Source organism: Agrobacterium sp. 20P9.1.2, from assembly GCF_057799395.1.
On record NZ_JBYOKI010000003.1, the window covers coordinates 597,862 to 614,138 of the forward strand.

The 16,277-nt window shown below is 56.8% G+C and carries 17 protein-coding genes; 8 read left to right on the forward strand and 9 right to left on the reverse strand.

Annotated elements, in window-relative coordinates; genetic code table 11:
* Window positions 1-25: 25 nt before the first annotated feature.
* From metF to soxR, 3 genes are all read right to left on the reverse strand, one after another.
* Window positions 26-922, reverse strand: coding sequence for a methylenetetrahydrofolate reductase [NAD(P)H] (metF, locus tag AC27VJ_RS12230; protein ID WP_488684237.1), 897 nt, complete (start codon window positions 920-922; stop codon window positions 26-28).
* A 1-nt stretch (window position 923) separates the two neighbouring features.
* Window positions 924-1,937: an ArsR/SmtB family transcription factor gene (locus AC27VJ_RS12235; RefSeq protein WP_488684238.1), complete on the reverse strand. Its 1,014-nt coding sequence runs from the start codon at window positions 1,935-1,937 to the stop codon at window positions 924-926.
* Between the two features lie 133 nt (window positions 1,938-2,070).
* Window positions 2,071-2,520: a redox-sensitive transcriptional activator SoxR gene (gene soxR, locus AC27VJ_RS12240; protein ID WP_488684239.1), complete on the reverse strand. Its 450-nt coding sequence runs from the start codon at window positions 2,518-2,520 to the stop codon at window positions 2,071-2,073.
* Between the two features lie 97 nt (window positions 2,521-2,617).
* On the opposite strand from soxR, the gene AC27VJ_RS12245 reads away from it, so the two are divergent.
* Window positions 2,618-3,082: a VOC family protein gene (locus AC27VJ_RS12245; protein ID WP_488684240.1), complete on the forward strand. Its 465-nt coding sequence runs from the start codon at window positions 2,618-2,620 to the stop codon at window positions 3,080-3,082.
* Between the two features lie 56 nt (window positions 3,083-3,138).
* On the opposite strand, the gene gstA is transcribed toward AC27VJ_RS12245, so the two are convergent.
* Window positions 3,139-3,774, reverse strand: coding sequence for a glutathione transferase GstA (gene gstA, locus AC27VJ_RS12250; protein ID WP_488684241.1), 636 nt, complete (start codon window positions 3,772-3,774; stop codon window positions 3,139-3,141).
* A gap of 151 nt (window positions 3,775-3,925) precedes the next feature.
* Between gstA and AC27VJ_RS12255 the strand changes: the two genes are divergently transcribed.
* Window positions 3,926-4,249, forward strand: coding sequence for a winged helix-turn-helix transcriptional regulator (locus AC27VJ_RS12255; protein ID WP_488684242.1), 324 nt, complete (start codon window positions 3,926-3,928; stop codon window positions 4,247-4,249).
* Window positions 4,250-4,407: 158 nt separating this feature from the next.
* On the opposite strand, the gene AC27VJ_RS12260 is transcribed toward AC27VJ_RS12255, so the two are convergent.
* From AC27VJ_RS12260 to AC27VJ_RS12275, 4 genes are all read right to left on the reverse strand, one after another.
* Window positions 4,408-6,645: a methyl-accepting chemotaxis protein gene (locus AC27VJ_RS12260; protein WP_488684243.1), complete on the reverse strand. Its 2,238-nt coding sequence runs from the start codon at window positions 6,643-6,645 to the stop codon at window positions 4,408-4,410.
* Window positions 6,646-6,833: 188 nt separating this feature from the next.
* On the reverse strand, window positions 6,834-7,541 hold the full coding sequence (locus AC27VJ_RS12265; RefSeq protein WP_488684244.1) for a GIN domain-containing protein: 708 nt from the start codon (window positions 7,539-7,541) through the stop codon (window positions 6,834-6,836).
* A 27-nt stretch (window positions 7,542-7,568) separates the two neighbouring features.
* A complete protein-coding gene (locus AC27VJ_RS12270) occupies window positions 7,569-8,141 on the reverse strand; it encodes a DUF1700 domain-containing protein (protein WP_488684245.1) in 573 nt (190 codons plus the stop codon).
* Complete coding sequence (locus tag AC27VJ_RS12275; protein ID WP_488684246.1) at window positions 8,138-8,464, reverse strand: PadR family transcriptional regulator; 327 nt, start codon at window positions 8,462-8,464, stop codon at window positions 8,138-8,140. The genes AC27VJ_RS12270 and AC27VJ_RS12275 overlap by 4 nt, the downstream gene beginning before the upstream one ends.
* 149 nt (window positions 8,465-8,613) lie before the next feature.
* On the opposite strand from AC27VJ_RS12275, the gene AC27VJ_RS12280 reads away from it, so the two are divergent.
* The gene (locus AC27VJ_RS12280) at window positions 8,614-9,597 is read left to right on the forward strand and encodes an alpha/beta hydrolase family protein (RefSeq protein ID WP_488684247.1); all 984 of its coding nucleotides are present in this window, start codon (window positions 8,614-8,616) and stop codon (window positions 9,595-9,597) included.
* Between the two features lie 79 nt (window positions 9,598-9,676).
* On the opposite strand, the gene ettA is transcribed toward AC27VJ_RS12280, so the two are convergent.
* Window positions 9,677-11,326 (reverse strand): energy-dependent translational throttle protein EttA, encoded by a 1,650-nt coding sequence (ettA, locus tag AC27VJ_RS12285; RefSeq protein WP_353578047.1) that lies wholly within the window; start codon window positions 11,324-11,326, stop codon window positions 9,677-9,679.
* Window positions 11,327-11,431: 105 nt separating this feature from the next.
* On the opposite strand from ettA, the gene AC27VJ_RS12290 reads away from it, so the two are divergent.
* The 5 genes from AC27VJ_RS12290 (at window position 11,432) to AC27VJ_RS12310 (ending at window position 16,024) form a co-directional block, all read left to right on the forward strand.
* Complete coding sequence (locus tag AC27VJ_RS12290) at window positions 11,432-12,364, forward strand: alpha/beta hydrolase (RefSeq protein WP_488684248.1); 933 nt, start codon at window positions 11,432-11,434, stop codon at window positions 12,362-12,364.
* Between the two features lie 49 nt (window positions 12,365-12,413).
* Window positions 12,414-12,737, forward strand: coding sequence for a type II toxin-antitoxin system RelE/ParE family toxin (locus AC27VJ_RS12295; protein ID WP_488684249.1), 324 nt, complete (start codon window positions 12,414-12,416; stop codon window positions 12,735-12,737).
* Between the two features lie 13 nt (window positions 12,738-12,750).
* Window positions 12,751-13,062: a helix-turn-helix domain-containing transcriptional regulator gene (locus tag AC27VJ_RS12300; protein WP_488684250.1), complete on the forward strand. Its 312-nt coding sequence runs from the start codon at window positions 12,751-12,753 to the stop codon at window positions 13,060-13,062.
* A 107-nt stretch (window positions 13,063-13,169) separates the two neighbouring features.
* Window positions 13,170-14,375, forward strand: coding sequence for a succinate--glutarate CoA-transferase (gene caiB, locus AC27VJ_RS12305; RefSeq protein ID WP_488684251.1), 1,206 nt, complete (start codon window positions 13,170-13,172; stop codon window positions 14,373-14,375).
* On the forward strand, window positions 14,372-16,024 hold the full coding sequence (locus tag AC27VJ_RS12310; RefSeq protein WP_488684252.1) for a thiamine pyrophosphate-binding protein: 1,653 nt from the start codon (window positions 14,372-14,374) through the stop codon (window positions 16,022-16,024). Before caiB ends, AC27VJ_RS12310 begins: the two co-directional genes overlap by 4 nt.
* Window positions 16,025-16,277: the final 253 nt, after the last annotated feature.

Consider the following 16,277-nt stretch of genomic DNA (forward strand, 5'->3'; position numbering starts at 1 on the left):
TGATCGTTGGACTTAGAAATTGGCCTTACGCGGCTGATTTCCGCAGGGGACGGTAGCCGACATTATCCAGCACCGCATTCACCAGCGGTGCGCGGTTCATCGTGTAGAGATGGAATTCGTTAACGCCGCGTCGTTGCAGGTCGAGAATCTGTTCAGCGGCAACATCTGCAGACACCTTGGCGCGTCCCACAGGGTCTTCATCGAAACCGGCAAAACGATCATCCAGAAAGGCCGGAACGCTGGTGCCGCAGCGACCGGCAAAGCGCTTCAACTGCGTGAGATTCTGGATCGGCATGATGCCCGGCACGACCGGAATGGTAATCCCTGCCTTAACGACGCGCTCCATATAACGCTCGAAAATGTCGTTATCGAAGAAGAACTGCGTCAGCGCGCGCGTCGCACCATTGTCAGCCTTACGCTTCAGCATATCGATATCGATTGCATCGCTTCCACTTTCCGGATGCTTCTCGGGATAGGCGGAAACGGAAATCTCGAAATCGGAAATCTCGCGAAGACCGCGCACCAAGGCGGCTGCATTCTCGTAACCTTCTGGATGCGGCTTGTAATCCGTACCGATGCCGGTGGATGGGTCACCACGCAGCGCCACGAAGTGCTTCACGCCAGCCTCGCGGAACTCCTCGACTACATCATGGACTTCCTGCTTGCTGGCATCCACGCAGGTCAGATGCGATGCCGTTGGCAGTCCAGCGATGGAGATCATGCGCTGCACGGCCTGAAGCGTCGGAGCCTTGGTGGTGCCGCCTGCGCCGTAAGTCACCGAAACGAAGTCCGGGTTCCAGCGCGAAAGCTCCTCGACAGTCTCCCAAAGCTGCACATCCATATCGGGGTTCTTGGGTGGAAAGAACTCGAAGGAGAGCTTGAAATTTCCGTTTGCGTGGCGGTCTGCCTCAGTCTTCGTCATGTCATGCCCTCCCGGCGGAAAGAAGTGGTGCATCGATCGCCTCCTCGCCCGCAATCAGCAGGCGTGGATCGCGCGCAACCCAGATTGTTACGTCGAGAGACTGGGCGGATGCCTTGCCGGAATGCAGATCGAACGCCTGCTCCGGTGTAAGGCCAGCCTTTTTCAGCCACTCTTCCATGGTTTGATGTGAAAAGCCCAGGCGGACATGCGCATGGTCTTCGCGCAGATACTCCAGCGAATGCGGCGCCAGATCGATGATCACCAGACGACCATTGGGACGCAGCATGCGCGCAGCTTCTGCAAGCGCCATTTCAGGGTGATCGAGGAAGTGCAGAACCTGATGCACCACGACAAGATCGAAATCCTGCCCTTCAAGCGGCAGGTTCAAGATATCACCATGCCGCACGGAGGCATGGGCAACTCCGGCCTTATCCAGATTGGAGCGGGCAACGGAGAGCATATCGCGGCTGGCATCAATGCCGATTGCGCGACGGTAGATGCCACTGAAGAGCTGGAGAATGCGGCCCGTGCCGGTGCCAAGGTCCAGCATGGAATCCACCGGCGTCGTGCCGATCAGCTTCAGCAATGCGCTTTCCACTGCGTCATCGCTGACATGCAGGCGGCGAAGCTCGTCCCAGGCGGAAGCATTGCGGCTGAAATAATCCTGCGCCCGCTCGGCTCTCACCCGCTTGACGGCAGAAAGGCGCTCGAAATCCCGCAAAAGAACCGCATCATTGGGTGACGCAACGGAAAGAAGCTGTTTGACCAGCTCGGCGGACTTGCCATCCTGCTTCAAACGGAAGTATGCCCACGCACCCTCCTGATAACGGTCGATCAGGTCTTCCTCGGCCAGAAGCTTCAGATGGCGCGAAATACGTGGCTGTGACTGGCCCAGAATTTCCGTCAGGTCCGTCACAGTAAGGTCGCCTGCACCCAGCAGCGCAAGCAAACGAAACCGCGTCGGTTCGCCCGCAGCCTTCAAAAGCCCCACCAGATTATCAAGCCCTAAAGCCAACACCACACCTCAAGCCAATCAACATATAAAGATATCTTTATACGATTGATGAGGAATTGCAAGAAGAGAGCATCCAACAGCGGTGGAAAATTAAGAGTTAGTGAATGCCAGCAGGCGGCGTCGATAGCACCTCTCACTTCAGCAAAACGGCGCCCTTTCCCTCCGCCCCAAGAATGTCACCGGGGTTCCGCAGAGGACAGTCTTTAACCGAAAGGCAACCGCATCCGATACAGCCTTCAAGATCGTCCCTCAGTTGCGTGAGCCTGTCGATCCGCTGTTGAAGCGTTGTGCGCCACGAGGCGGCAAGTCCTTTCCAATCCTCCGCATTGGGCGTTCGTCCGTTGGGCAGCAGAGACAATTCCCGCCGGATTTCAGCAAGGGGAATGCCCGCCTGCTGGGCAATCTTGATGACGGCAACCCGACGCAACACCTCCCGCGGATAACGCCGCTGGTTTCCGGCATTGCGTGAAGCCGTCAGCAGACCCTTGGCTTCATAGAAGTGGATCGTGGAAACCGGCACGCCGCTGCGCCTCGCCACCTCGCCGACAGACAGTTCCCGATGAATATCCAATTTAGCGCTCACGCCTCTTGACCTCAACTATAGTTGAGGTCCTATGAACCCTGTCAGCTCATCAATCAAGCGCCATTCACGGTGTTTGTCACACCAACAGGAGTTGACCATGATCTCGATAAAAGGACTTTACGAGGCACATCTGACCGTTTCCGACCTCACGCGCTCAATCGACTTCTACCGCGATGTCGTCGGGCTCGAACTGGCTCACACCATTCCAGACCGAAACGTGGCCTTCTTCTGGGTCGGCGGGCCTGAAACATCCATGATCGGCCTCTGGTCGATCCACAGTTCGCCGCTGCGGCTGAAACTGCATATCGCCTTCAAAACGACGCTCGACCAGGTCATCGCAGCCCCGGCCTATCTGCGCGAAAAAGGCATCATCCCCCGTAATGGCGCAGGTATCGAGATAACCGAACCCAGCGTCTTCCCCTGGATGCCGTCCGCAAACGTCTATTTCGACGACCCGGACGGACACCAGCTGGAATATATCTCAATCCTGCCAGGGCAAGCCCGCCCGGATATTGCGGGAATGATGACGTTTTCGGAATGGAATCGGCTGGCAAAAGACTAAAGCCAACCGCAGAAAGCTCATGCGTCGCCAGACGGTCGGCGACGCATGAGTGCCCATTAATTCAAATCCAGCCCCTCCTCAAGGATCGACCTCTGCACCGCCGGGCGAGCTTTCACACGCTCGTACCAAGCCTGAAGGGCCTGCAATGCGTCGAATTGAATCGGCGCAGTGTAATAGGACTTCAGCCAGGATGCCTGCCCCCAACCCGTCAGAGCAAAGAGGTAGGCGTCGGCGACGGTGAAGCTGTCGCCCATGAGAAACCGCTTGTCGGCGAGATGATCGTTGATCCACGCAAAGCGCTTCTCCAGCTTCGGCTTTGCGGTCTTCAAATAATCCCCTGCCAACTGCGCATACAGCAACGGAATGAAGCCCTTATGGACCTCCGTTGAAAGGAAGCTCAACATCTCCTGAAGTTTGTACCGCTCGAATGTCCCATTGGCGGGCGCCAGGCCCAGTTCGGGCTTCAGGTCCGAGAGATACTGAACGATAACAGTACCTTCCCGCAACACGTTGCCATCATCCAGCTCGAGAGCTGGAATGTAGCCATGCGGGTTGACGGTGTAAAAATTCTTGCCCTGTTCGGTCGTGTAGTCATTGTGATCGACTTTGATGAACTCGACATCGAGACCAAGTTCATTCGCGACGATGTGCGGCGAAAGCGAGCAGGCAGCAGGCATATAATACAGTTTCATACCGGAAAATTCTCCATGGATTTCACGATTCCTCCTGCGCTTGAAGAGGACGTGCCAACCCTGTAATTCATGCGGTATAGAAACGTAAGAACGCAAAAACTTGTCATCTAGGTACAAAAATTATACCTGGTATCATGGAGAGGCTCTTCAGATGAAAGACACCGTATCGGGCTGCTCCGTCGAAGAAGCCATGCATCTCCTCGGCGGGCGTTGGCGTCTGCTGATCGCGTCTTATCTTGTCGATGGGCAGAAGCGGTTTAACGAATTGCGCAGGCTGATGCCGGGCATTTCCCAACGCATGCTGACCCTTGATCTGCGCGCGCTTGAAGAGGCAGGACTTGTCCAGCGAACCGTCTATCCCACAGTCCCCGTCAAAGTGGAGTATGCACTGACAGAGGATGGGAGACGAATGGAGAAGGTCGTGACCGTGGTTCAGGAATTTGGTTTGTGGCTGAAAGCGCGCAAGGTGGCTTGAAGGCTACGCTGCTATGTGGCTTTCGCAAAAGAGGCGGCCAACGCCGCCTCTTTGAATTCTCGTGGTTAAACTAGAAACGCTTCCCGTTCAGGCACCACGGTCAGCGCCGTGTTGCCTTGTGGGTAACGCTGCGGGCCAGCCGCAGCGCGCACGGCTGGTTAAGCCGCCCACCGTCCAGATGACGCAGCCCGCCGTCCACTCTCCTGTCCCAACTGGAAGTTTGACAGCAGGTCGTTCAGGTTGGCGCTTTCCTGTGCCAGGGAGGCACCGGCTGCATTCATCTCTTCCACCATCGCCGCATTCTGCTGCGTGGCCTGGTCCATGTGGTTGACGGCAGTGTTGACTTCGGCAAGTCCAACGGACTGCTCCTGCGCAGCCGTGGCAATCGCTTCCATGTGAACATTGACCGATTGTACCAGTTCGGCAATCTCGCCCAGTCCTGTTCCGGTATCGCTAACAAGACGAACGCCCTCACCCACGGCGATTGCCGAATTACCGATCAGTTCCTTGATCTCCTTGGCCGCCTTGGCAGACCGTTGCGCCAGTTCGCGCACTTCCTGCGCAACAACCGCAAAGCCCTTGCCAGCCTCGCCCGCACGTGCAGCTTCAACACCGGCATTCAACGCCAGCAAATTCGTCTGGAAGGCAATTTCATCGATGACACCGATGATCTGGCCGATCTGCTTGGACGAGTCTTCGATCTTCTCCATCGCCGCAACTGCATTGCGCACCACGTCGCTGGAGTTGCTGGCTTTTTCGCGTGCAGTCCGCACAACGCCACGCGCTTCAGCGGAACGCTTAGAGGTGGATGTCACATTGGCGGTGATCTGCTCCAGCGCCGCTGCGGTTTCTTCCAGAGATGCCGCCTGCTGTTCCGTGCGCTTGGCCAGATCGTCCGAAGCGGAGGAGATTTCATGCGAACCGCTGGTTACCGTAGAGACCGACTGGCCAACGCTTGATAGCGTTTCACGCAACTGACGCACGGAGCTGTTGAAATCCTGACGCAGCGCTTCAAACTGCGACGTCAGTGGCTCGTTCAGTTCGCAAAGCAGGTCGCCCGCAGCAAGACGCTTCATGCTGACGGCGAAGGTGCTGGTCGCCTGCACCAGCCGTGCTTCCGCTTCGGCTTCCGCCGTGCGCTGTGTCGCCACACGTTCCTCTTCCGAGCGCTGACGGTTGATTTCCGTCTCGGCTTCCAGCTGTTTGTTTCGAATGGCAGCCAGTCGGAACACCTCGACGGAGCCCGCCATCTTTCCAATTTCGTCCTTGCGATCGGCAAATGGAACGTCGAGCGCCGTGTTGCCACCGGCCAGATCGTTCATTGTAGACGTCAACGCGCCAATCGGACCCGCAACCCGGCGCACGACAATCAGCATTCCAGCGACAGCGACGATAGCAGTGACCAACAGCAAGGCACCATAGAAGACAACATCGGAGAAGGCTGAGTTCGCCAGCGTGTTGGCTTTGTCATTGACCAGTTTCAGCGACAGGACGACAACCGCGGCAATCGGAGCCTGAGATTTTGAACTCGGTGTGATCCACGCATCGAGCGAAACGTCCAGCGGCTGCCCATTCGTGGCCGCCTTGAACATATCGGTTCGCATTTGCGCAATTGGGCTGTTGAAGTAGCCTGCTTCGGCTGCGGACATAGCCTGCTTCAGCTCATCTGGCGTCGAAGGATGATCGATGAGAACGCGAACCTGTTTCCACGCCGCATTAACGGAGGTGTCCTGGGCTACCAGATCGACAATTTCATCGCGTGAAAGCGGTGTCTTCAGCGCGGCAGCCTTGTTCAGAACAATGTTTTCGGCGCCCGCAGCAGCACGTGCAGCCCATGCGTTGTAACGGATCTGAAGAAGGTCCATCAAGCTGCTGTCCAACAGACGAATTTCCGCTTCGGTATATTGCGAGCTCTTTTCAAGATGCTCGAGCACGCCGCTTCCGAAACTCAACTGCTTCGCGTTGACGTCCTTGTCACGGCTCTGCATATCCACCGCCAACTGCGTATCGATCGCCTGCCTCATGGAAACGATTGTATCGTAGTTGGTCTTTATCTTGTTCAGCATATCGGTGAAGTCAGGCTTGTTCACAGCCACGATCGATTCCGTAATCGCCTTCATCGCATCGTCGACCTTCTGGCGATCGACCGGAATCTCCTTCTGGGTCGAGGCAGCTTTTTCCGGCACCGTTATGAAAACGGTGTTCGAATGCCCGCGCTCCAGACGATAGTTCAACAGGAAGTCGAACAAAGCCTTGTCCACTGCCGTCAATGCAGCAACATCGCGGAAGTTACTGAAATTGTTATATGAAACGTAAAGCGACCGAGTAACCATGCCGCCAAGCGCTACACTTATGACAAGAAACACGGTGACAAGAATATTTCTGATGGAAAACATTGCGACCCCTAAACCCCCTCTAGGAAACTAATCGCAATCTCTCAAATCGAATATAAGAACGTGTTAAAATCATTATCCCCAAAAAGATAATTTTGAAAACTTTCTTACCTGTTATTTTGTTGGTTAAAAACGCGAGATTTTAAGAAAAACAATCAATACAGATGCTTAACTACCTAAAATCCAAAGAATTATGGACGTTGCGTTACACGACCGTTCCCACGTATTTCCGAATGCCGTAAGACTGGATTGCCAAACAAATCGATGTTGCCGTTTCCGGAGATCGAGACATCGGCGCTTGCCATGGCGGTGATTTCCGCATCACCATTTCCTCGAATATCGACCTTTGCCGATTGGGTGGTCAAATTCTTGAGCAGCCCTTTACCCGAGCCTGAGATGTCTAGGTCAACATTCTGTGCTGCCCCCGATGCAGCGACCCTTCCTCGACCTCGAATGTCGAGCCTTAGCTGAGGCTGGTCGATGTTTATCAGCGCAAGCTCAACGTCGCCGTTCAACGTCCAGCTGGAAATGGCCGGCCCCGATACATGGACGTCCAATCGTGGCATTGACCAACCTGGATCGCAGTTCAAGCTTAATTTGCCACCCTTCATTTGAACATGATGAAGCAAACTCCGGTCGCCGCTTATGACCATTTCCGCCCTATCTCCGTGCTCGTAACGCACTGTCGCCGATAGACTGATCTCCAGACTGTCAACCATATCGAAAGGCAACGTGATCTGATCCTTTGCAGGAACGGATGGTCCGCAGGTCGAGCCGACGGCACCCCACAATGTCTTCACGTCGGCGAGATTCTGCCCGGCAAGACCAATGCCCACCACCAGAAAAGCGACCGCTCCTGTCAGCCCTGCCGCTGCCACCAATGCCAGTCTTCGGGTCATTTTTATCATCCTTGAAAAAGGGTAACGTCAAAGGCTGCCTTGAACCGGCTTGGCCAATTTAAAATGCAGTCGGGCGTAACGTCCGAACAGGCGGATGCCTGCTCCCACCGCAAGTAGCAGCAGAGCACCACCGCCCACGAAGCCGCTGACCAGCCCCGCGCCGATGAAAACATGGCCCACGATCGTTGCAAGAGTGCTGCCGACTTGAAAAACCACAGCGGTAAAGATGATTTTCAACCCGAAAGCACCAATGGCTGCGAGAGCCGCAGCGAAGCCCAATATCGCAGCCGCCATGATGAAAAGCAGTGGCAGAAGAAAAATCACATCCAGAATAGCCAGTCCAGCCAACGCCAAAACTGCCGACAGCATATTCGAAACGCTCCATTGCGCTTCGAAGCGACGCAAACCAGCATCGGCTTTAAGCTCCCGTGCAATTCTCGTCGGATCGCCCAACGCAGCTGCGACCTCTGTCTGTTGCCGACCGGAGGTTTCAGACTCTGCAAAATGCGCAGCGTAGTCTTCGACGATCTCCTCAATCTCATGAGACGGCAACCCTTTCAGACCCCGTCTCAAAGTCTGCAAAAAGACATCCTGGTTCATTTCAAATCCTCCAGAAGTTTTTCGACCTGACCTGCAAAGGAGCGCCAGTCACGACGATGAGCTTCGAAAACCGTCTGCCCCAAAGGCGTTAGTCGATAATATTTGCGAGGTGGCCCGCTGCTCGATTCGACCAGACGCGTGGCAACGAGACCATCATTCTGCATGCGCCGCATCAGCGGATAGATAGTGCCTTCGCCCATACCGACAGCCGCGACCAAGGTACTGGCAATTTCGTACCCATAGCTCTCCCCCCGTGACAACACGGCCAGAACGCACAAATCTAGCGCGCCTTTTCTCAGCTGAACCTGGATCGAGTCGACCATTCCATTCCCCATATTTACAAACTATGTATAACACGCTACCTGTTATTGCAAGGTAGTGAAATCAACATATTGAGGTTCAGCATTTCATCGGTCGCGACACGTTTGAAAAACCGGTTGCGCCGCAGTTTTCGCCAGCAGGAGAAATCATCATGTCACGCTTATATTTGGCCCTCGCCGCCAGTTTTTGTCTTGCCATATCGCCCGCCCAGGCAGCAGGCCTGAGATTCCTTCGTATCCCTGATGGTCCGGATGGTCCGGCCATAGACGCAGCAATGTGGTCGCCTTGCGCTAAAACGCCTGTCGATGTGGAAATTAAATCCATAACCTTACCGGCAGTTCCTGATTGCCCGATTTCCGGGAACAACCTGCCGCTCGTGATTGTCTCGCATGGCTATGGTGGCTGGTATCTCGGCCATCACGACACCGCTGAAGCCTTGGCTGATTCCGGCTTCGTCGTGGTCGCCATCAATCATCCGCATGCCAATTATGCCGATATGAGCCGCGCAAATGGTTTGCCTCCCCTGATCAACAGACCCGTCGATGTCAAACGAACCGTGGACTTCATGCTGACGGCATTCCCCGACTCTTCTAAAATCGACCAGCAAAGGATCGGATTCTATGGCTTCTCCCAAGGAGGCTATACGGGTCTTGTCGTCGCCGGCGCCAATCCGGATTTCAGCAAATTGCCGCCGCGTTGCTCCGACCCGAAAGCGATGGGCTGCCCGCCATCCAATCAAGCCCGCCCGCCGCAACAGATGCTGATGCCAGCACCCCTCACCCATGACGCTCGCATCAAGGCAATGGTGGTCGCCGACCCATTGAGCAGCGTCTTCGAAGCTCCCGATAGCGTGAAAGATGTCACAATCCCACTACAGATCTGGAAATCAGAACTGGGAGGTGGTGGTGGTGGCGCATCACCAGACGATGTTTCGACACTAGCGCGTGTTTTGCCGAAAGAACCTGACTTGCGGATCGTGCCCAACGCCGTTCATCTGTCATTTCTGACAATGTGCCCTGAAAACCGATTGTCTTCGGAGGTTTGCAAGGACGCCCCTGGCTTCGACCGCGCTGCCTTCCACAAGGAGTTCAATGCGGAGATGGTGTCGTTCTTTCAACGGCACCTCGCCGAGTAAACCGGCAAAATAGACAAAGCAAAACCCGTCATACTCATGGAATATGACGGGTTCGATATCTTGACAGTCAAGGCGCAGATTACCGCGTCAGACGCTTGTAGGACTGGCTGCCGGGGTTGAGCGCGTCAGCGCCCAGACGGCGGACCTTGTCCTGTTCGTAGTCTTCGAAGTTGCCTTCGAACCATTCCACATGGCCGTCGCCTTCGAAGGCGAGAATGTGGGTGGCAAGGCGGTCGAGGAACATTCTATCGTGGCTGATGATGATGGCGCAGCCGGCGAAGTTTTCGAGTGCTGTTTCCAGCGCGCCGAGTGTTTCGGTATCAAGGTCGTTGGTCGGTTCGTCGAGGAGGAGAACGTTGCCGCCGGCCTTGAGCATCTTCGCGAGGTGAACGCGGTTGCGCTGACCACCGGAAAGGTTGCCCACTTTCTGCTGCTGGTCGCCACCCTTGAAGTTGAAGGCGCCGCAGTAAGCTCTTGAGTTCATGTCGAACTTGCCGAGCTTGATGACTTCGGCGCCGCCGGAGATTTCTTCCCAGACGGTCTTGTCGGCCGCGAGCGCATCACGGCTCTGGTCGACGTAACCAAGCTGCACGGTTTCACCGATGCGAACCGAACCGCTATCTGGCTTTTCCTGACCAGTGATCATCTTGAACAGCGTCGTTTTGCCGGCACCGTTGGGGCCGATGATGCCGACAATACCGCCCGGTGGCAGCTTGATCGACAGATCGTTGATCAGCGTGCGGCCTTCGAAGCCCTTGACGATGCCTTCCATCTCGATAACCACCTGACCCAGGCGCTCCGAAACCGGAATGATGATCTGCGCGTCGCCGGGACGCTGCTTGTCGGCGGCATCCACCAGCTGCTCGTAGGACTTGATACGGGCCTTGGACTTGGCCTGACGCGCCTTCGGGCTGGATGCGATCCATTCCTGTTCACGCGAAATTGCCTTCTGGCGGCCTGCATCTTCGCGGGCTTCCTGCTGCATGCGCTTGGCCTTGGCCGTCAGATACGCAGAGTAGTTGCCTTCATAAGGAATGCCACGGCCACGGTCGAGCTCGAGAATCCAGCCGGTGACGTTATCCAGGAAGTATCTATCGTGGGTAATCATCATCACGGCGCCTGGGTAATCGCGCAGGTGCTTTTCGAGCCATGCGATGGTTTCGGCGTCAAGATGGTTGGTCGGTTCGTCGAGCAGCAGCAGGTCCGGCTGCGACAGAAGCAGACGGCAGAGCGCGATACGACGGCGTTCACCACCGGACAGCAGCGTCACGTCGCTGTCCTTTGGCGGGCAGCGCAGGGCTTCCATCGCCATTTCGACCTGCTGTTCCAGATCCCATAGGTTCTGGCTGTCGATGATATCCTGAAGCTTCGCGCCTTCGTCGGCGGTCTCATCGGAATAGTTCATCATCAGTTCGTTGTAACGGTCTAGAACGGCAGTCTTGTCGGCCACGCCAACCATGACGTTTTCGAATGCGTTCTTGGCCGGGTCCAGATGCGGTTCCTGCTCCAGATAGCCAACGGTCGCACCTTCGGCCAGCCAGGCTTCACCGGTGAAATCCTTGTCCTGACCGGCAATGATGCGCAGCACGGTCGACTTACCCGCACCGTTGGGGCCGAGAATACCGATCTTGGCATCCGGGTAAAACGACAGGTTGACGTTCTCGAGAATCTTCTTTGCGCCGTAAGACTTGTTCAGCCCCGACATGTGGTAGATGAATTGGCGTGCCATTGTAGCGAATGCTCCACGTCAGTTTGGGAAAGTTGCCGCTATGTAGGGTAAATGAGGCTTTGGAGCAACCTCCAACCAAGAATAAGCCAAGCTGTGGAGACGGGAATGGACGATATGATGTTTGGTGAAATCAACCGGCTGGAAAGCCCCTCCGGCGCCACCCTCGCCTATCGCCACCAACCCGCCACCGGCAAGCCGCGCGGCGTGCTGCTCATCTGCCACGGGCTTGTCGAACATGCCGGGCGCTACCGCCGTTTCGCGCAGGTCATGTCAGAACAGGGTTTCGAGGTCTATGCCCACGATCATCGCGGCCATGGTCGCACGAAAGCCGATGAGGCACCCATCGGGCGCTTTGCCTGGAAGGACGGCGTGGCCAAGGTCATCGCCGATGTTATAGCCATGCGCACCCTCGCTGCAGAACGCCACCCTGGCCTGCCCATCATCCTCTTCGGCCACTCCATGGGCGGCCTCATCGCACTCAACACCGCCGTCAGCCACCCAGATGCCTTCGATGGCCTGTCGATCTGGAACTCCAACCTCAACACCGGTGTGATGGGGCGCTTGGCGCAGGTCATTCTCAGAATAGAGAAAATGCTGAAAGGCTCGGATGTCCCCAGCGCCATCCTACCCAAAGCCACCTTCCGCATCTGGAACAGCAAGATGCCGGAAAAGCGCACCACGGCAGACTGGCTAAGCCACGACAAATCAGCCGTGGACGCCTATGTCGAAGACCCGCTCTGCCAGTTCGAAGCCAGCGTCTCATTGTGGCAAGACGTATTCGAAATGTCCTATCGCGGCCCGAAACTTCTGTCGCGCCTGCCAAGAGACCTGCCAATCCTCCTCGTCAGCGGCAACGAAGACGCCGCCACCAACAATGGCCGCGAAATCGTCTGGCTGGCCCAGCAGTTCCGCACGGCGGGCTTTACACAGGTCACCGACCGCATCTACCCGGGCATGCGACACGAAACACTGAACGAAATCGGCTGGGAAGTTCCGGCAGCGGATTTTGCGGCTTGGGCGCGGGATGCGGCGGGCTAAGACAGCATTAAAAATTAATTTGCATAATCGTTTTTAAACGAATATAATCATGTTTGAGATAAGACATTATTTGACGAGTGACGGCATCGACCCGATTGCGGATTGGCTGAAGGATTTGCGAGACCTTCAAGCCAAAGTGGCGATAATCAGACGATTGAACCGGCTAGAGCAAGGAAACTTTGGAGATTTCAAGCCGCTACGCGATGGCGTTCACGAGCTGCGCATCGATATCGGCCCGGGTTACCGGGTTTACTATGCTCGCTCTTGCAAAACGATCATGCTGCTTCTGTGTGGCGGAAGTAAACGTACGCAGACCAGCGATATCGAACGGGCTTGTACCTATTGGCACGACTGGCAGAACCGAACCGACTGAAGGAGTGAAACAAATGAAAGATCGCAGTCATGACGATGCCATGGCGGATTTGTTTCGCGATGATCCCGAACTGGCGGCGGCCACGTTGGATGCTATATTGGCCGATGGCGATCAGGGCGAACTCATGGTTACGCTTCGGCAGATGGCCAAGGCGTTCGGCGGCGTCCCACAGGTCGCCAAAGCGGCTGATCTCAACCCCACACAGCTATATCGAACTCTTTCTGCAACCGGCAACCCTGAACTGCGTAGTCTCAGCGCAATTCTGCGCTCGATGGGACTGCGTCTGGCAATTCAGCCGCTTTCAGGCACCGCCCCTCGTGCGTGAATTCAATCATTCTGTTCACTGCCGAAACGGAATGACGCCATGAGATTATTTCACATGCACGCAGAAGTTCGTCCGTCTATAAACTTCTGAAAATGTGCGAGACAGACATGGCAGAACCTTCCGATAAAAAACAGCCGCCCTTGAAGGGCATTCGTGTGATCGAACTGGCGCGCGTGCTGGCTGGCCCCTGGGCCGGGCAGATGCTGGCCGATATGGGGGCTGACGTCATCAAGGTGGAAAGCCCCGATGGCGGCGACGATACGCGTGCCTGGGGACCGCCCTTCGTGGAAAGCAAGGAGGGCGACAATCTTTCTGCCGCCTATTACCACTCCACCAATCGCGGCAAACGCTCCATCACCGTCGATCTGAAGACGCCGGAGGGACGCGAGACCGTGCGTCGGCTGGTCAAGACTGCCGATGTCGTCATCGAGAATTTCAAGCGCGGCGGGCTGGAGAAATACGGGCTGGATTATCAGTCGCTTCGAGCACTGAACCACAAGCTTATCTACTGCTCCATCACCGGCTTCGGCCAGACCGGGCCCTATGCAGATTTCGCCGGTTACGATTACATCGTCCAGGGCATGTCCGGCTTCATGTCGATTACCGGCGAACCGGATGGCCAGCCGATGAAGGCAGGCGTGGCGGTGGCCGATATCTTCACCGGCATCTACTCCGTCACCGCCATTCAGGCCGCCCTCATTCACGCCATGCGCACCGGCCAGGGCCAACATATTGATATGGCGCTGCTAGATGTGCAGTCTGCAGTGCTCGCCAACCAGAACATGAACTATCTCATTTCCGGCAAGGCCCCGGTGCGGCTGGGCAATGCGCATCCCAATATCTCGCCCTATGAGGTGGTACCGACGGCTGACGGCTTTCTTATTCTCGCCGTCGGCAATGACGGGCAATTCCGCCGCCTGTGCAAGATCCTCGGCATCGATGCCATTGCTGATGAAGAACGTTACGCCACCAACAAGGCCCGCGTCGCCCACAAGGTCGAGGTGCGCCAGATCGTTTCCACCGAAACACTGAAATGGACGAAGCGCGACCTGTTGACGGCCTGCGAAACCAATGCCGTACCCGCCGGGCCGATCAATTCCATTGAGGAAATGTTCGCCGATCCGCAGGTAGAGGCCCGTGGCCTGCGCGTTGATCTGGAAGCAGCGGATGGCACCGTCATTCCGGGCGTGCGTACCCCCATCGTTTTATCCGAAACGCCCCTGCATTATAATCGACCAAGCCCGCGCCTTGGCGAACATCAGGATGAAGTGCTGGCCGAACTGAATGAAATCGAGAGGAATATAGCGCCATGAAGAGAACCGGCGGACAGTTGATTGTCGAAGCCCTGAAAGCCAATGGCGTATCGCGCGTCTCCTGCGTGCCGGGCGAAAGCTATCTGGCCGTGCTGGATGCTCTCTACGAAAGCGGCATCGAAACCGTTGTCTGCCGTCAGGAAGGTGGTGCTGCGATGATGGCAGATACCTGGGGACGCCTGATCGGCGAACCCGGCATCTGCATGGTCACACGCGGCCCCGGCGCAACGAATGCTTCCGCCGGTCTGCATATCGCCATGCAGGATTCGATTCCGATGATCCTCTTCATCGGCCAGGTCCAGCGCGATGCGCGCGAGCGTGAGGCCTTTCAGGAGGTCGAATATCGCCGCGCCTTCACCGAATTCGCCAAATGGGTCGGCGAAATCGATGATGCCCGCCGCATCCCAGAATTCGTCACCCGCGCCTTTGCCATCGCCACATCCGGTCGCCCCGGCCCCGTAGTCCTGAGCCTGCCCGAAGACATGCTGGTCGATCTGGTCGACGCACCGAACGCCCAGCCCTACACCCCGGTGGAAAACCACCCCGGGCCCAAACAGATTGCCAAATTCGCTGAGCTTGTGGGTAGTGCCAAACGCCCCATGGTCATCGTCGGCGGCACCCGCTGGACAGAAGACAGCGTTGCGAAATTCAAGACATTTGCCGAAACCTTCAAGCTGCCCGTCGGCTGCTCTTTCCGTCGTCAGATGTTGTTCGATCACCTCAGCCCATCCTATGCGGGCGATGTCGGCATTGGTATTAACCCGGCGCTGGCAAAGGAGATCAAGGACGCTGATCTCATCGTGCTGTTGGGCAGCCGCATGTCGGAAATGCCGTCATCGGGTTACACCCTGCTCGACATCCCCTACCCTTCGCAGACACTGGTGCACATCTTCCCGGATGCCGAAGAGCTTGGCCGCATGTATCGCCCCGATCTCGCGATCTGCGCCTCCACCAGCGACTTCGTGGATGCACTCGAAAGCCTCGACGCGCCGCAAAACCCCGTCTGGGCTGAACGCACCGCCGCCATGCACGATGCTTATCTGAAGTGGTCTACTCCGCCAAAGACCGGCCCCGGCCCGGTGCAGATGGGCCCGATCATGGACTGGATCGAAGCGAATGTGCCTGTTGACGCCGTCTTCACCAATGGCGCGGGCAACTACGCCACTTGGCTGCACCGCTTCCACCGCTTCCAGCGGTTCAACACGCAGTCAGCCCCCACATCCGGCTCCATGGGTTACGGCCTGCCCGCCGCCGTCGCGGCCAAGCATCTGTTCCCGGACCGCGAAGTTGTCTGCTTTGCGGGCGATGGCTGCTTCATGATGCACGGCCAGGAATTCATCACAGCCGTTCGCTACGGCCTGCCGATCATCACCGTGCTCGTCAATAACGGCACCTACGGCACCATCCGCATGCATCAGGAACGCGAATATCCCGGCCGCGTCAGCGCCACGGACCTCGTCAACCCAGACTTCGTCGCCTTCGCCAAAGCCTATGGCGGCCACGGTGAAATCGTCGAAAAGACAGAGGATTTCGGCCCGGCCTATGAGCGTGCGCGTGCCAGTGGCAAGCCTGCGATTATTGAGGTGAAGCTGGACCCGGAAGCGATTACGCCTGCGCGGACACTGACGCAGATTCGGAGTAAAAACTGATATCGAGCAGTGGAAACGGCATTGCCGTGGTGAGCCGCGTAGCTTTTTGCGTGAGCACTGCCCCTCGCTTTCGTCATACCGGCCTTGAGCCGGTATCCAGTCAGACCAAGTCCTTGGTCTGAAGAGAGTCTTCTCGCCGCGCAGACGCGAGTCGGCTGGACCCCGCAGCAAGTGCGGGGTGACGGAAGCCGGGGACGCCAATCACGGACTTGACTGGCAACCTCGCCGGGCTATACCGCGACTGGCTACGGAG

What these genes read in the sequence shown, in the direction of transcription:
- metF (WP_488684237.1), bottom strand. Translation starts at nt 922, where the DNA reads ATGACGAAGACTGAGGCAGACCGCCACGCAAACGGAAATTTCAAGCTC.
- AC27VJ_RS12255 (WP_488684242.1), top strand. Translation starts at nt 3,926, where the DNA reads ATGAAAGACACCGTATCGGGCTGCTCCGTCGAAGAAGCCATGCATCTC.
- AC27VJ_RS12280 (WP_488684247.1), top strand. Translation starts at nt 8,614, where the DNA reads ATGTCACGCTTATATTTGGCCCTCGCCGCCAGTTTTTGTCTTGCCATA.
- AC27VJ_RS12295 (WP_488684249.1), top strand. Translation starts at nt 12,414, where the DNA reads ATGTTTGAGATAAGACATTATTTGACGAGTGACGGCATCGACCCGATT.
- AC27VJ_RS12290 (WP_488684248.1), top strand. Translation starts at nt 11,432, where the DNA reads ATGGACGATATGATGTTTGGTGAAATCAACCGGCTGGAAAGCCCCTCC.
- AC27VJ_RS12245 (WP_488684240.1), top strand. Translation starts at nt 2,618, where the DNA reads ATGATCTCGATAAAAGGACTTTACGAGGCACATCTGACCGTTTCCGAC.
- AC27VJ_RS12310 (WP_488684252.1), top strand. Translation starts at nt 14,372, where the DNA reads ATGAAGAGAACCGGCGGACAGTTGATTGTCGAAGCCCTGAAAGCCAAT.
- AC27VJ_RS12265 (WP_488684244.1), bottom strand. Translation starts at nt 7,541, where the DNA reads ATGACCCGAAGACTGGCATTGGTGGCAGCGGCAGGGCTGACAGGAGCG.
- ettA (WP_353578047.1), bottom strand. Translation starts at nt 11,326, where the DNA reads ATGGCACGCCAATTCATCTACCACATGTCGGGGCTGAACAAGTCTTAC.
- AC27VJ_RS12300 (WP_488684250.1), top strand. Translation starts at nt 12,751, where the DNA reads ATGAAAGATCGCAGTCATGACGATGCCATGGCGGATTTGTTTCGCGAT.
- gstA (WP_488684241.1), bottom strand. Translation starts at nt 3,774, where the DNA reads ATGAAACTGTATTATATGCCTGCTGCCTGCTCGCTTTCGCCGCACATC.
- AC27VJ_RS12275 (WP_488684246.1), bottom strand. Translation starts at nt 8,464, where the DNA reads ATGGTCGACTCGATCCAGGTTCAGCTGAGAAAAGGCGCGCTAGATTTG.
- AC27VJ_RS12260 (WP_488684243.1), bottom strand. Translation starts at nt 6,645, where the DNA reads ATGTTTTCCATCAGAAATATTCTTGTCACCGTGTTTCTTGTCATAAGT.
- AC27VJ_RS12270 (WP_488684245.1), bottom strand. Translation starts at nt 8,141, where the DNA reads ATGAACCAGGATGTCTTTTTGCAGACTTTGAGACGGGGTCTGAAAGGG.
- caiB (WP_488684251.1), top strand. Translation starts at nt 13,170, where the DNA reads ATGGCAGAACCTTCCGATAAAAAACAGCCGCCCTTGAAGGGCATTCGT.